This is a genomic window from Carboxylicivirga mesophila (assembly GCF_018271975.1).
GTDB lineage: Bacteria > Bacteroidota > Bacteroidia > Bacteroidales > Marinilabiliaceae > Carboxylicivirga > Carboxylicivirga mesophila.
On record NZ_JAGUCN010000001.1, the window covers coordinates 376,919 to 395,744 of the forward strand.

Annotated in this window: 15 protein-coding genes; 6 read left to right on the forward strand and 9 right to left on the reverse strand. The window is 40.3% G+C overall.

Going from position 1 to position 18,826, the window contains the following annotated elements; genetic code table 11:
* The first annotated feature begins 168 nt into the window (after positions 1–168).
* Complete coding sequence (locus tag KEM09_RS01585) at positions 169–879, forward strand: lycopene cyclase domain-containing protein (protein WP_212224364.1); 711 nt, start codon at positions 169–171, stop codon at positions 877–879.
* Here the strand turns inward: KEM09_RS01585 and KEM09_RS01590 are convergent.
* The 6 genes from KEM09_RS01590 to KEM09_RS22060 all read right to left on the reverse strand — a co-directional run bounded on the left by KEM09_RS01590 (position 874) and on the right by KEM09_RS22060 (position 7,269).
* Positions 874–1,902 (reverse strand): CDP-glycerol glycerophosphotransferase family protein, encoded by a 1,029-nt coding sequence (locus tag KEM09_RS01590; protein ID WP_212224366.1) that lies wholly within the window; start codon positions 1,900–1,902, stop codon positions 874–876. The genes KEM09_RS01585 and KEM09_RS01590 overlap by 6 nt on opposite strands.
* A 10-nt stretch (positions 1,903–1,912) precedes the next feature.
* Positions 1,913–2,605 (reverse strand): phosphocholine cytidylyltransferase family protein, encoded by a 693-nt coding sequence (locus tag KEM09_RS01595; protein ID WP_212224368.1) that lies wholly within the window; start codon positions 2,603–2,605, stop codon positions 1,913–1,915.
* 217 nt (positions 2,606–2,822) lie between these two features.
* Positions 2,823–4,010: a hypothetical protein gene (locus KEM09_RS01600; RefSeq protein ID WP_212224370.1), complete on the reverse strand. Its 1,188-nt coding sequence runs from the start codon at positions 4,008–4,010 to the stop codon at positions 2,823–2,825.
* A 29-nt stretch (positions 4,011–4,039) separates the two neighbouring features.
* Positions 4,040–5,224, reverse strand: a complete 1,185-nt coding sequence (locus KEM09_RS01605; RefSeq protein ID WP_212224372.1) for a hypothetical protein — start codon at positions 5,222–5,224, stop codon at positions 4,040–4,042.
* A gap of 12 nt (positions 5,225–5,236) precedes the next feature.
* Positions 5,237–6,100, reverse strand: a complete 864-nt coding sequence (locus KEM09_RS01610) for an N-acetylneuraminate synthase family protein (RefSeq protein WP_212224374.1) — start codon at positions 6,098–6,100, stop codon at positions 5,237–5,239.
* Between the two features lie 11 nt (positions 6,101–6,111).
* The gene (locus tag KEM09_RS22060) at positions 6,112–7,269 is read right to left on the reverse strand and encodes an acylneuraminate cytidylyltransferase (RefSeq protein WP_212224376.1); all 1,158 of its coding nucleotides are present in this window, start codon (positions 7,267–7,269) and stop codon (positions 6,112–6,114) included.
* Between the two features lie 233 nt (positions 7,270–7,502).
* Here KEM09_RS22060 and KEM09_RS01620 point away from each other — a divergent pair, with 233 nt between their 5' ends.
* The 4 genes from KEM09_RS01620 to KEM09_RS01635 all read left to right on the forward strand — a co-directional run bounded on the left by KEM09_RS01620 (position 7,503) and on the right by KEM09_RS01635 (position 12,640).
* A complete protein-coding gene (locus KEM09_RS01620) occupies positions 7,503–8,603 on the forward strand; it encodes a glycosyltransferase family 4 protein (RefSeq protein ID WP_212224391.1) in 1,101 nt (366 codons plus the stop codon).
* Positions 8,604–8,693: 90 nt separating this feature from the next.
* Positions 8,694–10,535 (forward strand): LTA synthase family protein, encoded by a 1,842-nt coding sequence (locus KEM09_RS01625; RefSeq protein WP_244824744.1) that lies wholly within the window; start codon positions 8,694–8,696, stop codon positions 10,533–10,535.
* On the forward strand, positions 10,516–11,811 hold the full coding sequence (locus tag KEM09_RS01630; RefSeq protein WP_244824746.1) for a peptidase U32 family protein: 1,296 nt from the start codon (positions 10,516–10,518) through the stop codon (positions 11,809–11,811). The genes KEM09_RS01625 and KEM09_RS01630 overlap by 20 nt, the downstream gene beginning before the upstream one ends.
* A gap of 52 nt (positions 11,812–11,863) precedes the next feature.
* A complete protein-coding gene (locus KEM09_RS01635; protein ID WP_244824748.1) occupies positions 11,864–12,640 on the forward strand; it encodes a DUF2797 domain-containing protein in 777 nt (258 codons plus the stop codon).
* A 3-nt stretch (positions 12,641–12,643) separates the two neighbouring features.
* On the opposite strand, the gene KEM09_RS01640 is transcribed toward KEM09_RS01635, so the two are convergent.
* A complete protein-coding gene (locus KEM09_RS01640) occupies positions 12,644–14,272 on the reverse strand; it encodes an endonuclease/exonuclease/phosphatase family protein (protein WP_212224400.1) in 1,629 nt (542 codons plus the stop codon).
* Positions 14,273–14,280: 8 nt separating this feature from the next.
* On the reverse strand, positions 14,281–16,530 hold the full coding sequence (locus tag KEM09_RS01645) for a GH92 family glycosyl hydrolase (protein ID WP_244824751.1): 2,250 nt from the start codon (positions 16,528–16,530) through the stop codon (positions 14,281–14,283).
* A 285-nt stretch (positions 16,531–16,815) separates the two neighbouring features.
* On the opposite strand from KEM09_RS01645, the gene KEM09_RS01650 reads away from it, so the two are divergent.
* Positions 16,816–17,967 carry a hypothetical protein gene (locus tag KEM09_RS01650; protein ID WP_212224411.1) on the forward strand — a complete coding sequence of 384 codons (1,152 nt, stop codon included), beginning with the start codon at positions 16,816–16,818 and terminating at the stop codon, positions 17,965–17,967.
* A gap of 56 nt (positions 17,968–18,023) precedes the next feature.
* Here KEM09_RS01650 and larB read toward each other — a convergent pair whose 3' ends face one another.
* On the reverse strand, positions 18,024–18,761 hold the full coding sequence (larB, locus tag KEM09_RS01655) for a nickel pincer cofactor biosynthesis protein LarB (protein WP_212224419.1): 738 nt from the start codon (positions 18,759–18,761) through the stop codon (positions 18,024–18,026).
* Between the last annotated feature and the right edge of the window lie 65 nt (positions 18,762–18,826).

Consider the following 18,826-nt stretch of genomic DNA (forward strand, 5'->3'; position numbering starts at 1 on the left):
CCACTAATAAAGACAATTGAATCCAATATATAATCGTATTCTTGCTAAGTCAGGGCTTCCTCTCCTGGCAGGAGAGGATTGAGGAGAGGTGTTGTTGTATGAGTTATAAGTTTGCTATTATCTCTTATTATAAGGGCAATAGTGCATATTTCAAGCATTGAAACAAACATGAAAATCTTTACCTACTTAATTATCAATATCGCCTGCATTTTTATCCCGCTGGTGGCCAGTTTTTATCCCCGCCATGCTTTTGTTAAAGAGTGGCGTTACTTTATGCCGGCTAACCTGCTAGTGGCCTTGTTATTTTTGGTGTGGGACTACTATTTCACCCGTATGGGCATCTGGGGATTTAATCCCGATTACTTAACCGGTATATATCTGTTCAACCTGCCCCTTGAGGAAGTGCTGTTCTTTATTGCTATTCCTTATGCTTGTGTTTTCACCTATTATGCCATGCAGTACCTGGTTAATACAAACCCACTCAGGTCTTTTCAGTCAGCTATTACCCTTACACTGTCTATGGTTTTTTTATTAACAGCAATTGGGTTTTATGGCCGTTGGTATACCTCGTTAACGGCTGCATTGGCTGGCGTCTATTTGTTGATAGCCTTTTATAAACAGCGCGATTTGTCCTATGTCTATCTGTCCTACTTTATTATTCTGCCTTTCTTCTTTTTGAGCAATGGCATACTTACAGGCTCCTTTATTGATGAGCCTATAGTGTGGTACAACAACGCTGAGAACCTGGGCCTGCGCATGGGTACCATCCCCGTTGAAGATAGCGTCTATGGTTTCTTGCTCGTACTGATGAATATTGACTTGTATGAGTGGTTGAAACAACGGGCACGTCATCGTAAACTTATCAATATTGCATCATAGCTGCGGTTTTTTACCAAATAGTCTATTCATCTTTCGGCGTCGCAAAAATGACAGCTTACGTACTTGTGGCACTCCATGCACAGCGATGTAGTGTTTAGCTGCTTCAATCATTCTGGCGGCTGATTGTCCATCGGCATAAGGATGGTAGTTGTCGATAAACCATTTTCTTTCGGCCTTATACGGATCGTGGGCCAGGTTATTTTCAACCACAGAACGTAAGTCGCTCGACTGGTTAATATCATCCCAGCGGATGTGTTTTGAGGTTGTTTCAAGTGTAATAACAGGCTTATCCAGCAGCAGGAATTCGTACACCACCGATGAGGTATCACTAATCATCAGGTCGCATTGCTTCATCAGTGGTAAGATGTTGGCTTCAGTGCTGATGACCATATTGTCAATTGAATGAGCCATCTGATGGTATTTTTCAACTATCTCTTTGTTCATCAAGTCATGAAACTTGATGTGCACCATCAGATCTTTATTGGCACACAGCTTCTCAATTTCACCCATGTATTTCTCCCCTGAGGTAAGGCGGGGTGAGAAGGTGGGGGCGTAAAGTATGTGTTTTTTATTATCGGCCGGTTTTTCGGTATCAGCATCCTTATAGAGAATATCCAGTTTGCACCAGCCTGTTTCGGCCACTTCAAAGTTCTTATACTTAGCAGCTAATTGCTGAAAGCGCTCCGTGAAGTAAGGACCTTGCGTTAGGTACAAATCAAAATAATGACGAATATGAAAGTGTCCTTTTTTTTCACCTGCAAAACCATGAAATATCTGCACTTTAACACCGGGCAGATAGTGTGGAATCACATTGCCTGGTACAAAATTCACATCGGCATTATAACTCATTAGTTCAGCCATTGTATTACAGTTGGCCGACTGTAGAATATTATCAGGGCTTTTGTCTCTTAAATTATCAGGTATATACCAGATAACATCATGATTTTGCTTTTTAAGTTCCTCGTACAGGGGTAACAGAATGCCAAAAGCATATGGATTAATGCAAAAAAGAACAGCTCTCATATGGATGTATTTATTGCTTGTCAATTAACTTATTGACAGCATTCAGGTCTTCTTCAAAGTCAACCTCCATACACATATATTCAGAGATATTTACCGGGAGAATATCTAACAGATTGTCTTCGATAGCCATCTCAATGCCGCGTTCAAAGTAATCATTGTCGGTGCAAGCTTCAAGGTAGTTTGTTAATGTATCCAGATCTTTTGAGGAAATATAATTAATGCCAACGGCTTCGCCCAGAGCATTTTTAACGGTTTTAGAAATCTCATTGATGAAACCTTTCTCGTTGACCGTGTATTTTACCTCTTCTTCGGCAACGGCACTGTTATTAACAGCCACAAAGGATTGGTCCTTGTCAATAAATGGTTTCAGTTTTGCAAGTACATTGCTTTCAAAAACAATATCACCATTGAGCCATAATACGCCATTGCCCCGGCATTTTTTTAATCCTCTTAACAGGCTCTTCGAAGTGTTGGTTTGATCAAATACCGGATTGTAAATGAATGTTAGATTAGGGAATTCTTCCATAATCAATTCCTTTTTAAACCCAACAATCAGATTGATATCTTCTGAATTAAACCACTCTGAAAGGTTATCCACCTGATTTTGCATAATGGTTTTACCACTATTAAGAGGTGTCAGAGGTTTTGGAAACGGATTACCTAAACGTGAGCCAATGCCGGCTGCCAATATGACAATTTTCATGTGTTTCTAATTTTTTTTCAATTACCATATGAAGTCTGCCATTTGAATTATTTCTCTTAGCGAGAATTATTACTCATGGCTGATTTCAATACTTCATTTGAGTTACAAGTTGTTTTCGAAGTGTTTAAGTTACTTCGATTATGCACAAAAAGTAACACAAAAATAAGAAACAATTAATGAATACCTAGTCATTTCCATCATAGCACATTAACTGTTGTTATTTGTGATCTATTATTTCCTTAAAGTGTTTCAAGATAATATCGCTTGAAGAGAGATTGCTGGATTTGGGATGTTTCAAATAGTTCTTAATAAACTCTTTATACTTTATGAGATTAATTTGAAATAGTTCGTCATTCATCCAGGTTGTATTATTTAGATGGCTAATATTCAAAATGTTTGAACCAAACAGCACTTTGAAGTTATCAATGTATTTTCTGATATTACTATTTTCAAAAAGATCAGAGTCAATTAGTAGAACAGGTTTGTTGAATATTGCTGCATAGCTTATTGCCGTTGAGAAATGAAGAAGTACAATTTTTGCATTTTTAATAAGTGAGGCTGTTTTATTATAATAGACGTTAAAATCCAAATTAAAATCTTCTGCGTGTTCAAATTGCCTTCGCGGATGAGCTGCAATAATTACATTAAGCCCTGTTGCTTCTTCAAATTGCTTTAAGAATTGGTTTATCTCATTATAATATTCATCTGCAGTGAAAGAGTGTATTATGCGTTTGGTTTTAAAATCAGGGTGATGATAGAAATATTGGTCTATAAAAACTGCATAATTACTGTTAATATCTTCAACGGCCTTTAGATTTTTTGCTACCTTATAATCAGGTGATGCTGCATAATATCTCTTTGTATTCTCTTTACTCAGTCGTTTGAAAATGGTTTTTGTATTAACTTTAGATGAAATATGACAATGGGCTGGTTTCAGAAGAACCATAGCTTTTAAAAAGTAAAAAGTCTCAAACGGTTTACTGCTAATCTTCTTACGATTGATGGTTTTAAATTGATGTAGTAAATTCTTTTTCTTCTTACTCAGGCTTGTTTCATTATGAAACGAAGGAATGGAAGCGTGCTCTTCAAGGACATAAGGGATGTTGTTCTTAAAAATATAATAGTACATCCAGGCACTGCTGCTCACAAAAGGCACCGTTGTAACAATCAGTGTATTAGCTTTCCGTTCTTTGAAAAAATAATCAAGTTCTTTTCTACTTTTAAACCTTATGGCATAATCGCGTATATCTTCAGCGATATCATTTGGTAATATTTTTCGTTTGAGAAAGCGTGATAATTCAAGAAATTTGACGTTATAGCCAAGGGTTTTTAGCCTCTTGAATTCGTTTCGGTTGTAAAATTCCCTATTGAAAGGAAATCGGTCTATAAAGTATATATTTCCCATCCCACTCATCTATTCCTCAATATTTTTCATCATGTGAAGCCAGCCAATTGCAAAGCGCATTCTATTTGTTGGCGAAATGTTTCATCCTTTGCTTTCGGGTGCTTTATGTAATCGCGTATAAACTCTTCGTATTTAACTTTATTTATTGAGGCGTCTATATCCGTAACAATTAGTTCCTGATTATAGTTTGACAGATTTAAAGGTTTTTTTTCAAAATAACTGGCAAACATCTCAATATTACTTTCGATACTACTTCGTTTAAATAAATCGGAAGTTAGCAAGATAAAAGGCTTATTAAACAGTACTGCAAAATTGATGGCTGTGGAAAAATGTATTAACGATACTTTTGCATCCTTGATTAGCGGGGCTGTCTGATTATAAAACAACTCGAAATCGCTGTCGAAATCCTTTTCCTGCTCACTATTACGCCTGGGGTGTGATGCGATAACTACCTTCAGTCCTGTAGCTCTGGAAAATGCATGTAAAAATTTATTTAACTCTGGATAATACTGTTCGGCCGTAAAATAATGAACGATGTGGTTGGTTTTAAAATCAGGATGGTGATTAAAATACTGATCAACAAAAACAGCGTAGTCCTCTTCAATTATTCGGCTTTCGTTAACCTGTCTGGCTATTTTGTAGTCAAGTGACATTGAATAACGGATATTGGTTTCTTTGCTGCATAATACCTTCTTTTCAGCATTCAGTTTTTTACGCGAAGTTATTGCCATAATAGCCGGTTGCAAATGCTTTTTAGCCCTAAGGTAATCTACCAGTTCGATTGGTTTATTATAAATCTTTGTATAATTAAATCTTTTTAGATGTTTGATTACTTTCAGCTTACCTTCTTTAACCGTTGTTTTAGTTCTGACCTTGGGCATTACTGAATTTTCAAAAGCAACATGTGGAACACCTGCCTTAAAAACAGCCAGATACATCCAGGCACTATTGAGCAATAGGCCCACATCAGAAACAATTAATGAATTAGCAGCATTAGCTATCAGAAAATTGGCGAAAGCTTTCTTTGTATCAAAATGAATAACATACTCCTGAATATAATCAGGAGTATTAGCCTCCAGTTTTTTCTTTTTTAGCAGATGTGATACGTCCAGGTAGCGAACATTATATCCTTTTGATGTAAAATACTCAAACTCATCCCTAATAAAAGCATCTTTTGTAAAAGGGAAGCGGTGAATGAAGAAGATGTTTACCATGTTATACCTGGCTTATTTCCGGTATTTCAGTTTGTCACGCTGAACCTGTTCAATATCTAGAATATCCTTGTTTTTGTAAGTAAGAGCTTTGTTTACTGCTTTTAAGTCGCGACATAAACGTCTTAGGCCATCTGGCTCAAGCGAGGCGGAGTGATCCGTTCCTTTCCAGGTTCTGTCGAGAGTATAATGACGTTCAATATAAGTGGCACCAAGAGTGTAGGCAGCGATGTCAACAGCAATACCTAAGTGGTGGCCAGAGAAGCCAATTTCTTTTACTTTGTTAGCATACTTATCAATTAAAGTGCGAATTTCTAATAAGCATATATCCTCAAAAGGCACCGGATAGCCAGAGGTACAGTTATACACCACCAAATCCTTGTTTCTATCGTGTTTAATGAAGAACTGAATTAAATCCTCAATTTCATCTTTGGTTGTCATGCCTGTCGAAACATGAATTTCTCCCTGGTAGTTTTTCGCCAACCATTCCAGCATCTCAAAATTATTGTTACAGGCCGATGGTATTTTAATCAGCTGTGGTTTTAAAGAGGCAACCTCTTTGGCAGAGGTAAGGTCCCAAACTGAGGTGGAATACTCTATCCCTATTTCATTGCAATAGTCCTGAAGTTCTTTGTGCTGTTCAACTGAGAATTCCAGAAACTCGCGATGCTCGCCATATGTTTCACCATACGAATGCATTGGATTAGGGTGCGGAGCATCATACTGCTCTTGCGTTAGAAGTTCTTTATTGCTACGTTTTTGAAACTTCACAATATCGGCCTTGCAGAAAACCTTTGCCATTTGGATTAACTCTTTGGCAATTTCCATATCTCCCTTATGATTGCAGCCTATCTCTGCAATAACTCTTGCTTCTTTCATAGTGTTTAATGTTATATTCTGCTATTAAAGCCTATAATAAATTCTACAAATTCTCTAATGGCACCTTTCCCGCCATAGGTTGTCAGTTTGATGTCGGCAGCATTTCTCACAGGAGAAGCTGCATTTAATGGGCAAGCACCCCATCCAACAGATAATATATTGGCCAGATCATTAATATCATCACCCAGGTATGCCAGTTCGTTTCTATTAACGTTTAATTCCTTTATCAGGTTGTTGAGGAATGCAAATTTATCTTTTACTCCTAAAAAGCACTTGTTGATTTGCAGTTTCTCCATTCGACGTTTTACCAATTCGCTGTTTTCAGAGGTCATAATAATTGGTTCCACATGATGCTCTCTCAATATTTCGAGTCCCATCCCATCAAACAGGCTAAACTGTTTTGAGAGCTCTCCATTTTTATCATAAGCGGCGGTGGCATCAGTAAAAACACCATCAACATCTAAAACAAGGTATTTGATCGCTTTTACGGGTTTCTTATAAGTTAACAGCCTTTTGCGTAGTAATTGTTCAATTAATATAAGATCTGTTGGCTCATCAATCTCTGTCAGGGTATCTTCTGGCATTTCCATTACTTGTATTTTGCCACCTAATCGATTCTTCGTTTTGGTGAAGACTGCCTTAGAGCATCCGTATATTGAACCATTTTCAATAAGTAGTCCATCGAAATCCTGACGGCGTGGGCGGTTCAAATAATCGTAATTAATACTCTCACCGTTACTTTTCCATATAAAGCGGTGTGTTTTCACAACCGAAATAACTGAATCAGCCCCTTGCTCTAACACCTCAATTGCTTTGTCTATATCAGCAGCGGTAGTAAGTGGTGAGGTAGCCTGTAGTAAAAAGTAGTGCGTAAAATCATAGTTGATTTTCTCTGCCAATTCCAGCATTGCCATCTCGGTTGAGGCAGTATCAGATGCACTTTCTGTGCTTCTTTCAACAACAGATACCTTCTCGGTCCAGCCATAATCCTTATTGATAAAATCAATAACCTTCTGGTCATCTGTGAATACATAAACATGATCAAGCTTACTTTCTATTGCTGCTGCTAATGTCCAGGTAAAAAGTGGTCTCCCAAGGATTTTTTTTCTATTCTTGTTTTTGATTCCCTTTGATCCTGAGCGTAATGGTATAATGGCTACTTTTCTCACGGTCGATTCGAATTTGTTTTTAATGGTTCAGACCTTACCGTATTGTTTTCTTGTTTTTTATGGCAAGGTAATTGATGAACCCGAAATACTTAAACGCTTATTGAGTAGCAAAGATAACAAATAAATAAGTTGTCTTAAATTTACCTTTTACAATTAAAAGACTATCTTCGGGACGAATTATGTAAACTTATCGGGCTTTGGCCCGCAATTTACCTTTAACCTTTAAATTATTGATGCGGCTTTTATTTATTAATTCGATAGGGAAGAAAAAGTGGGGTGGTGGTGAGAAATGGATGGTTCTTGCTGCCAAGGAATTAATGAAGAAAGGGCACCATGTAATTGTTGGCTGTCGCAAGCATTCTATTCTTGAATATCGGTCAAAATCGGCCGGACTACCAGTTGTTAATATTGATATCTATTCCGATATCAGCTTAAGGGGTGGTATACAGTTACGTAATGTGGCTGATAAAGAAGAAATCGATTTGATTATCGGTTGCCAGAACAAAGATGTGCGTGTGGCAGGCCTCATGGCAAAACTAACCGGTGGTCCTTTGGTTATAAGCCGGCAAGGTGTTCAGTTGCTTCATAAATCCAATAAGTATAAATGGAGTTTCCTGCCGCTGTGCGATGGTATTATAACTAATACCTACTCAATTAAAAAGGAGTATGATAGTTATGGATGGTGGGGTGAAGACTATGTGAAAGTAATTCATAATGGTATTCCATGTCTGGAAGAGAAGAATGATGCATTTGACTTGAGTTCTATTCTGCCTGTTATAAATGGGCAGACCCGCATTGTTGTATCAACTGGCAGGCTGGCACAACAAAAAGGATTTCAGTTTTTAATTGAGGCAGCTCAGCCGATTGTCAAACAGGATAATAACGTTCATTTTATCATTGCCGGTAAAGGCAAGTTAGAGGCCAGTTTAAAAAAGCAGATTGTGCAGGCTGGTCTTGAACAGAATGTACATCTGATAGGATTCCAGGCCAACGTGCATGCCTTACTTAAGGTGGCTGATATCTTTGTGCTACCATCATTATACGAAGGGATGCCCAATGCACTGATGGAAGCGTTGGCTAATGGCGTACCGTCTGTCAGTACCGATGTAAATGGTGTTTCAGAACTGATGAAGGATGAAGAGCATGGCTATATCGTGTCTTCGGGCAATGTCAGTGAGCTCAGCGAGGCTATTTGTAAGCTGTTGGCGGATAAGAACCTTGGAGATAAAGGCCGCAAAGCCCGGGAGCATGTCACTAATCAATTTTCTGTTGATAAGATGGTTCATAACCTGGAATTGCACCTTCAGGGATTAATTGCCAACAAAGTGCGATAAAAGGATTTTTTATACCTGATTACCTGTTTTTTTCTCACAATTACGAACAACTGCTTATTTTTGCACTTTCATAAAAAAGAAAGAGCGAAGATGATTAAGCAATATATTTATAAAGTACTACGACTGTTTGCATTCTGGATGGTGCTTTTTACAGTTCTGCGATCTTTATTTGTCTTATTTAATTTAAGCTATGCGCACGAAGCCACAATTGGCAGTATTCTGCAGGCTTTTGTGGTTGGGCTAAGGCTTGATAGCTCTTTTACCGGCTATCTGGTAGGATTGGCTGTTGTGTCGCAGATCCTGGCTTTACTCTTTACAGGTAGGTTCTGGCTGCGAGTGATTGACTATATTTCCTACCTTTTAATAGCTGTTGTTTCTATTTTCCTGCTATCCGATATTAATCTGTTTTCCTATTGGGGTCGACATATTGATTTGGAGGCCATTGGTTTTTTGAAGACACCAGATATTGTGATGGCTTCACTCAAATGGTACGAAACAGTGCTGTTTCTGTTAGTGTGTATAATTGTTATTGCCGGTTTTATAGTTGTCTACCAGCGCCTGGTGAAGGGCGACAATAAGCAAAAAAACAATAGGCCTTTTCAAATTAAATATTTTGCGGTAAGCCTGCTGATAGTATTGTTTACAGGAGCTTTACTTATTCTGCCCATTAGAGGCAGTTTGGGGGTTGCACCAATTAATACAGGTGTTGCCTACTTTTCGTCACATCGTTTTGCCAACCAAACAGCTATTAATCCACTCTGGAACCTGGCTTACTCAATGAAGCGTATGGATGCAACCAAGATTACTTATCATTATATGCCCGATGAGGAGGCTGATGCTATTTTCAAGCAAATGATGGAGGAGTCAGGCCAATTCCCCCGATTATTGAAAAGTGACAGGCCTAATGTGGTTGTGATTTTGCTCGAAAGTTTTGCGGCACATGTGATTGAGGCTTTAGATGGACAGCCAGTTGCACCGCATTTTAACGAGCTGGTATCGCAAGGGGTGTTATTTACCGATATTTATGCAGCAGCTAACCGCTCCGATAAAGGCTTGGTGGCTGCCATGGCGGGTTATCAGGTACTGCCTTCTTACTCAATCATTCGCTTCCCCGAAAAAACAAATTCACTGCCCTATTTACCCGATAAATTAAAGCAGGCCGGCTATCAGGAATTATCTTACCTGTACGGAGGTGATATTAAGTTTAAAAACATGAATTCGTTTGTGAAGCAGGCCGGTTTCGAAGAAGTTATTTCTATCGATGAGTTTCCCGATGAGTTTCAGGGGAAGAAATGGGGTGTGCATGATGAGTATGTTTTCGACCGTTTATTAGACGAAATGTTATCTTCACAAGAACCTTATTTTAAATTCTTTTTTACCTTGAGCAGTCACGAGCCATTTATTGTTCCTATGGAGCGAAAGTATAAAAACGACTATCATAACTCAATTGCCTATACTGATCAGTGCCTGGGTGAATTTATGAATGAAGTGAAGCAGAGGGGCCTTTGGGATAACACTTTATTTGTTCTTATCGCTGATCATGGGGTGCCCGGTCCGGAAAAACTAAGCATGGAGCAGCAAGATTTTTTTCACATACCTATGCTTTGGACTGGGGGTGCTTTGGCGGTTAGTGATACAACGGTTAATAAAATAGGATCGCAAACTGACATGGCCAAAACACTATTAAGCCAGTTGAATATTCAGGCTGATGATATGAGATTTAGTAAAAACATATTGGATGAAACCAGCCAGTCCTTTGCTTTTTTTGTGATGCCATCCAATGGCATGGGATTGGTTGAAGAAGGAAAGTACCAGGCCTTTAGCAATAACCTGAAGAAATTTATTGTAATGGAAGGCAAGCAAACTGCACTGGATAGTTTGAAGGCTAAGGCTTACCTGCAAGTATTATATAATGATTCGAAAAACAGATAAGATGAGTGGACAGCAATTGACGAGAGAAAATTTTGAGATTATGGCGCCCGTTGGCTCTTATGAGTCATTGAGAGCTGCTATACAGGGAGGTGCCGATTCGGTGTATTTTGGTATTGAGCAGTTGAATATGCGTTCACGTTCATCCAATAATTTTTCGAATGACGATTTGCGTGAGATTGTGAAGATTGCCAAAGAGAACGGCATACGAACCTACCTGACGGTTAATGTGGTTATCTTTAATGAAGAGCTGGATACCATGCGTGAGATTATTGATGTGGCAAAAGAGGTAGGGGTAACAGCTGTGATTGCATCCGATCAGGCAGCTATTAATTATGCGCATAACAAAGGTGTTGAGGTGCATATTTCAACTCAGGTTAATATTTCCAACGTTGAAACGCTTAAGTTCTACAGCAATTTTGCCGATGTGGTGGTGTTGGCACGCGAACTTAATATGAATCAGGTTAAAGCCATTCACGAGGCCATTATTGCTGAAGATATAAGAGGCCCTAAAGGCGAATTGATTCAGATTGAGATGTTTGCACATGGTGCTTTGTGTATGGCTACATCAGGTAAATGTTACATTAGTCTCCACCAGTTAAATGCTTCGGCTAATCGCGGTGGTTGCTTGCAACCATGTCGCCGGGGTTACACAGTGACAGAGAAGGAATCGGGTAAGCAGATGGAGTTGGAAAACGACTACATCATGTCGCCAAAGGATTTGAAGACGATTCACTTTCTGAACAAGATGATGGATGCAGGTGTGCGCGTTTTCAAAATTGAAGGAAGAGCTCGTTCAGCTGAATATGTAAAAACCGTTTGTGAATGTTATAATGAGGCCATAGAAGCTGTATTAGACGGCTCTTTTGATGACACTAGGATCAAGGATTGGGATGAGCGCCTTTCTGAGGTGTTTAACCGAGGTTTCTGGGATGGTTATTACCTCGGGCAGAAACTGGGCGAATGGAGCCATAATTACGGTTCCAGAGCAACCAAAAAGAAGATATACATTGGTAAGGGCATGAACTACTTCCCAAAACTAAAGGTGGCCGAATTTCTGATGGAAACACAATCGCTCAAAGTGGGGGATGAGATACTGATTACTGGTCCAACAACGGGCGTGATTCAGATGACTGTGCCCGAATTGAGGGTGGACCTGAAAGAGGTAGATGAAACAGTCAAGGGCGAGCGTTTTAGTATGGTTGTTGAGCAAAAAGTAAGACGTTCCGACAAGCTTTATAAAATAGTTAATGCAAAAAGCGAAGATTTACAGAAATAACGATTAACAGGAAGAAACGATAGGAATGGAAGCACAGGGTAATTTATTAAAGATGAAAACCAGTTTGGTTAATGGGGAGGTAGCCTACCAATTAAAACTTAATGATGAGTTAATAAGCATGAACCAGTTAATTGGCAAATCAATTACCCTGGATTATCAGCACCAGATTAACTGTATAGCCTGTGGTAAAAAAACCTCAAAGTCGTTCTCACAGGGATTCTGTTATAATTGCTTCCAGACCGCGCCGGAAACAGAAGAGTGTGTACTCAAGCCGGAAACGTGCCGCGCTCACCTGGGGGAAGCACGCGATATGGCATTTGCCCAATCGCATTGTTTAATTCCGCACTATGTGTACCTGGCGGTTGCTTCGGGTATTAAAGTTGGTATTACGCGAGAAACCCAGATACCTACTCGCTGGATTGATCAGGGAGCGTGGAAAGCTGTTATTGTTGCCAAAGTACCCAATCGGCATATTGCAGGTGTAATGGAGGTTTTCTTAAAGGATTACTTTGCTGATAAAACCAACTGGCGAAGCATGTTGAAAAATGAGCAGGCTCATGCTATTGATATTCTTGCAGAGAAAGAGAAAGCCATCGGACTTCTGCCAGCTGAATTAAAGCAATATGTGGTAAGCGAAGAGCCTGTGTGGGAACTCAGTTATCCGGTCCAGGCATTTCCGCTCAAGCCGCAATCACTTTCAATTGATAAAGAAGATTCAATCAGTGGCATTCTTAAAGGTATAAAAGGGCAGTACCTGCTGTTGGATCAGGACCGTGTTTTAAACATTCGCAAGCACAATGGTTACATGGTAAAGCTAACTGCTGAATAATCATTACTGAACCACCAGTTCATCAATAAAGGTCCAGGAAGGATTGCCTCTGCCACTATGTGTGTCAGGGAGTATGCCTCCATTATACACTGATACTTTTACATAACTAGCCTTGGCAGTAAAAGGCAAGTGAACCACCATATGCTCGGTTTCCGACTCATTGAAAGATGTTGGAAGTACTTTGCTGGCTACTACCTGGTAATTAATGCCATCATTTGATGTTCTGATTTCAATCTTTGAAGGGTTGACAATCCACTGTGATGGCTGTGAAAGGCAAGAAACATATACTTCCTCCAGATGGACTTTCTTTTTAAAGTCGTATAAGAAATCAGTATCGGTGCCATTGAATCCGCACCACGAACCATCATCCAGCTTAATAGGATTGCCTTGTTTATTGTCAAATAATGACTGGTAGTTAGGTGAGTAGTATTTCTCATCGGCTTCTGGTATCACCTCAATCAGCCGTGCATCATTAGGCTTGCGCTTAATGAGTGTTTGCGTGGCAACATGCGATGGATACATATCTTTTGCAAACGCACGTGCTTTGATTGTTCCGCTGCTTTTAAGGGTTATGGGTTTCTGGTATTGGGTACAGGAACTGTCCGGTTGTTCATCTTCAAGGGTGTAAAAGATGGTTGCATTCTGACCTTGAGGTTTAATATTGATGATGGTTGAATCAAAAAAACAAAGCTGCTCATATTCAATAATGGGCATTTGTGCATTTTGCATCAACTTTTTTCCTTCACTCTGCACTTCTCTTTTATTCATTCTGAAAGAGAGTCTGGCTGTAATAGGATAATGATCGGATATAAACACTTTGTTGTCAGTTACCTGATGGGTGTTAAATGTCTGTACATTAAAAAAACCATTAATGAAAATGTGGTCAATTACTATCTCCGGGGTTTCAGGATTAAAACCATTAAAGGTTTGCTGGCTTTCGACTGTTTCTTTAATTGGGAGCGTTCGGCTGTCCCATAACTGGTGGTAACCCGCCCAGTTTTCAGTAAGGGTATTGTACATGCGCTCATCGGGTTGCGCATTAAAATCACCTGTTAATACCACGGGTGCTTCTCCAGCTATGGTTTTGATCTTATTCACCAGTAATATGGCACTTTCGTTACGGGCATAAGCACTCACATGACTGAAATGTGTATTAAATACATAAAAAATGTAGCCATTTTGTCGCTCTTTAAGCTGCACCCAGGTTACAATGCGGGGCAACGCAGCACCCCAGCTACGGCTGCCTGGTATTTCGGGTGTCTCTGACAGCCAGAAGTGTGATGAAGCCAGTAGCTCATATTTATCCTTAAGGTAAAATACAGGCACAAACTCACCACTTTCCTTGCCATCGTTACGTCCCACACCAACATGGCTGTAGCTCTCCAGGTTGCCCTGAAGATCATCCATTTGGTTTTTAAGTGCTTCCTGGAATCCGATAATGTCAGGTTGTTGCTCATTGATGAAACGATAGACCATATCCTTGCGGTTAGACCACGCATTGATGCCATCGGCAGGATTGTCATAGCGTACGTTAAAGCTCATCACTTGCAGTTCCCTGTCTTCTTCTGAACAAAAATACAGGAATCCTCCAACAGTAATGATACACAGTATTATCAGGATTCGTAGGTTCATCGTTAATGTTATTGTTTTGGTGCAGCACCAAGTTTATACTTTATATGTCCCAGTTCTATTAGGTCTTTATGACTTATGAAATAGCGGTTATAAGGACTACCATTTATTTCAATACCTTTTATATAGATATCATTGACTGATTTGCGATCAGCTTCAATAATAATCTTCTCTTTTTGGTAAATCTCCTTATTCAAATGGATGGTTACTTTATCAAATACCGGACTTGATAGAGTGTAGTTCATATCGCCCGGACAAACCGGATATATACCCATCATACTATAAATTAACCAGGCTGAAAGTGTGCCCGTGTCGTCGTTGCCAGGTAATCCATCCGGCGAATTCTTATAGTAGCGATTGATGCAATCGTGCACTTGTTTCTGGGTTCGCCATTCATCACCACTCGCATAGTTGAACAGGTATGGGTAGCCCATATCTGGCTCGTTGCTCATGTCAAACAGGCTGTCCTTAAAGCATTTGTTTAGCTGTTGAACAAATTTATTTTTTCCACCCATTAAGCGCATTAATCCTTTTACATCATGAGGTACAGCAAAGGAATACTGCCACGATGTACCTTCATGGAAACCATGGACCGGTTCAAAATTCTCGCCCTGAACAGGATCAAAGCCTTCCATGAATTTGCCTTCTTCTGTTACCGGGCGCAACAGCTTAAACTCTTTGTCGAAATAATTACGGTAGCCCAATGAGCGTTGCATGGCTTTTTTATAGGTGGCTTTATCACCCATTTCGTTGGCCATCATAGCCAGGTTATAGTCGGCCACATATAATTCAAGGGCCTGCGAAACCGAATTATCATAGTCTTTCAGAAATGGTATGTAATGATGTTCCAGGTAAAAATCATTATCATGACGCAGGAAGTGGTCATCAACCGTATTGGCATGCTTGAGCATTGCTTCATAGGCGGTTTCAACATCAAAGTCGGTAAGGCCACGGCGATAGGTATCTGCAATAACGATTAATGCAGGATCACCTTCCATCACATGAGCTTCTCTGCCATAAATTTCCCATTTGGGAAGCCAGCCACTTTCTTTGTACATATCAACCATGGTGCGCACCATATCCAGTTGCTTCTCCGGGTATAGCAGTGATATCAGCGGGTGTACGGTCCGGTAGGTATCCCACAACGAAAAGACAGTATATCTATCCTGGTTATCAAGACTTAAAATGGCATCTGACTCCATGGCCGGATATTGCCCGTTAACATCCTGCAGAATATTAGGGTGTAATAGCAAATGATAGAGAGCTGAGTAGAATTTGACTTTATCATCGTAAGTACCTCCTTCAACTTCAATAACTTTTAGCTCATCGTTCCAGGTGACGTAGGCTTGCTTTTTAATTTGTTCAAAGGAAAGGTTGGTTTGTTCGGCATCCAGATTTTCTCGTGCGTTTTCAATACTTACATAACTAACGCCAACCTGTACTTCAACCTGTTCGCCCTCTGTAGCATCAAACGAAAAGTAAGTGCCTATCTTCTCACCAGATAATTCTTTATTGTATCGCTTATATAACTTGTAGGTATTGCTGGTGGAACTCCAGTTATGTCGGGCACCAGGTAATTTGTCCTGAAATTTCCAATAGCCACTTTGCATGTTGTCACGTTTAATGCGTACAACAAAGTATACAGGCATTACTGATTGGGGGCTGTAGCAGAAAGTACCCATCAGCTTGTAGCCCTCAATTTCATTATCCGAAACACGTTTAATATGTGCCCCTGATTCATTTGTGAGGCCGTGTCCTAAATCAATCAGAATATTTGCTTTGCCTTCAGGGAATGTGAATCGGCTGATCCCGGAACGCATCGTGGCTGTTACTTCAGCTAAAATATTATAGCGATTAAGCTTTGTAGAGTAATAGCCAGGTCTGGCTTTTTCGTTCGATATAGTAGTGCCATATTCGTTGACATCTACATTTAGTTCGCCAGTGGTGGGCATCACTATAATACTTCCCAGATCGGGGCAGCCAACACCACTTAAATTGACGTGTGTAAAGCCGGTCATCCATTCATTGTTGTATACATATGGATTACTGCACCAGCTGTCGGTATTGGAATATTCATTGCCTTTATGCGGTGTCACATTAAAGGGAACCACCGAAACCATGCCATGTGGCATTACCGCACCAGGGTATGTGGCGCCATAATTTGTGGTACCGATAAATGGATTAACATAGCTGGCCGGTTCTTGTGCATCCGCCCATAGAGCGCACAACACAAAAAGTGAAAGGAGTGCAAAATTCTTCATAATCATAGCTTTGGATGCAAAATAAAGGTATTATCTAATTTGCTCAAACGCACCTGTTTTTAGATGGATGGTAACAAAGCTTTGATTACTAGCCTTATATTGGGGATTAGCAGCTTAACAAGAGAATGTGTTTACCCTCTTATTGTACATTTGTACGCCTAAAATTTATGTTATACCAACAGTTGACTAGGCTTAAAGGATAAGCAGAGCCATGCTAATAAATCTCATTGTTTTACAATTGATAAACGTCGTACTTTAAATCATGATAATTTAAAGTACCTTCCTATGAGAGATCTCTACTACTGCTTTCTAATCGTTTTATTAGGTTTGGGAGCCTGCACCCAGACGAGGGATACAGATACAATACCGCACCAGAATAAGATCCGTGTTGGTATATTCGACACCAATGGTGATAGTCCCGGTTGTATTACAGATGCTTACGAAGCACTGCGGATAGATTCACTGATACAGCCGGAGATAATAGGGGCAGCCACCATTATGAGTGATGAGATATTGAATTTTGATTTGATTCTGTTTCCCGGCGGCTCAGGCAAAGCTCAAACAATAAAACTTGGTCAGTTAGGAATGCAGCGTGTTAAAGAACTGGTAACAGAACAGGGCATGGGCGTGTTGGGCATTTGTGCGGGTTCCTATGTGCTGTCACAAACCGATGGTTATCCCTCTCTTGATTTAAGTGGCATGCAGGCTATCGATATTGAACATGATCACCGGGGACATGGACTGGTAAAGTTTTCACTTACTGAAGAAGGTAAAAAGATATTTCCTGAACTAGGTGGGAGGGATGTGTGGTATTCGCAATATTATGAAGGTCCGGTACTCACTCTGCCTGAAGAACCGTTGTTTAAAGCTCAATCTTTATCAACCATGCTGAGTAATGTGCATACTGTTGAAGGCACTCCTGCAAATATGACGAATAATCGTCCTTTTATTACCGCTACCGAAGCAGGGGAAGGACGTGTTGTTACCTTTGTAGGCCATCCGGAAAATACCCCTGGCATGCGCTGGATGATCCCACGTATGGTTCGATGGGCGCTTAGGCAGCCGTTTATATCGTATAACAAACAAGTGGTTCGTCCGGATATATATGAGCAGGAGATTCTATATACAAAAGAGCGATTGCAACAGCAGGCACGGTATTTTGAAATGTTGTGGGGCACGCCAGAGCAGAAGATCGAGGCAATAAATCAGTTGGTATTGTTGTCATCCTGGTCGGCTAAGAAAAAGGTAATTGGTTTGTTGCGTGATGAGTCACCAGAGGTACGATTGACTGCAGCTATAGCCATTGTTGAACTGGAGCGTACCGATGCTATCGAAGATTTAGCGGTAGCGGTACTCACCGAAAAAGATATGAAGTTGAAAGGGCAGCTGGAGAGCCAGTTAGCACTTTTGAAAAGTATGGTAGCAAGGTCACGATAGCAAGTAGTGACCTTTTATTAATCAGTAATATTGCTGTTTTAACCATTCATGGCTTGTTATTGCCTGTTCTTCGCAATTAATGCAGCCACCACAGCTGCTCGAAGGCCACCATCAATGTTCACTACCGTAAGATTAGGAGCACAACTGGCCAGCATGCTGGTCAAAGCTGCCTCTTTGGCCCTGAAACCGTAGCCTACCGAAGTTGGAACACCTATTACAGGCAATGGCACCAGTGAGGATACGAAGGGTGCCAGTGCACCTTCCATGCCGGCCACCACAATTACAGCTGCCACATCCTGTTCTATGCCCTGCTTGATGGCTTCTAACACGCGTGTTGGGTGCGCAATACCACGGTCTTCAAACACCAGGGGTTCTACGCCAACGGCTTTGAGTATTACTTCACACTCATAGGTGACCGGGTGATCGGCCGAACCGGCACTGATAACCAGAACCTTTCCTTTGGTGGCAGGCATTTCACCAATTACTGTTGCATTAACCGACCATAGCACAGGAAAGTCGTTTTTAAAATGCTCATTCAACTCTTTGTAAAACGGACTGCGCGAAACTACTACTCGCGGATGCTCTTCAAGTAGCTTAGTAGCCAGTTCAATAGTTTGTTCAAGTGTCTTATACTCGCCATAAATAATTTCGGGTATGTTGGTGCGCATGCCCCGGTTAACATCCAGAATGTAACGGCTGGCTGTTTCCATCCAGTCAAGCGAAAAATGGCGTTGGGCTTCTTCTTTACTTATCTTGCCTTGCTGTATTTGATCAAAGAGTTCGTCGAAAGTCATTGGCTGTTGTTGATTTGCAATATTTGTTGAATTGATTCACTGTGTTGCGTAAGTGCTCACTCGTT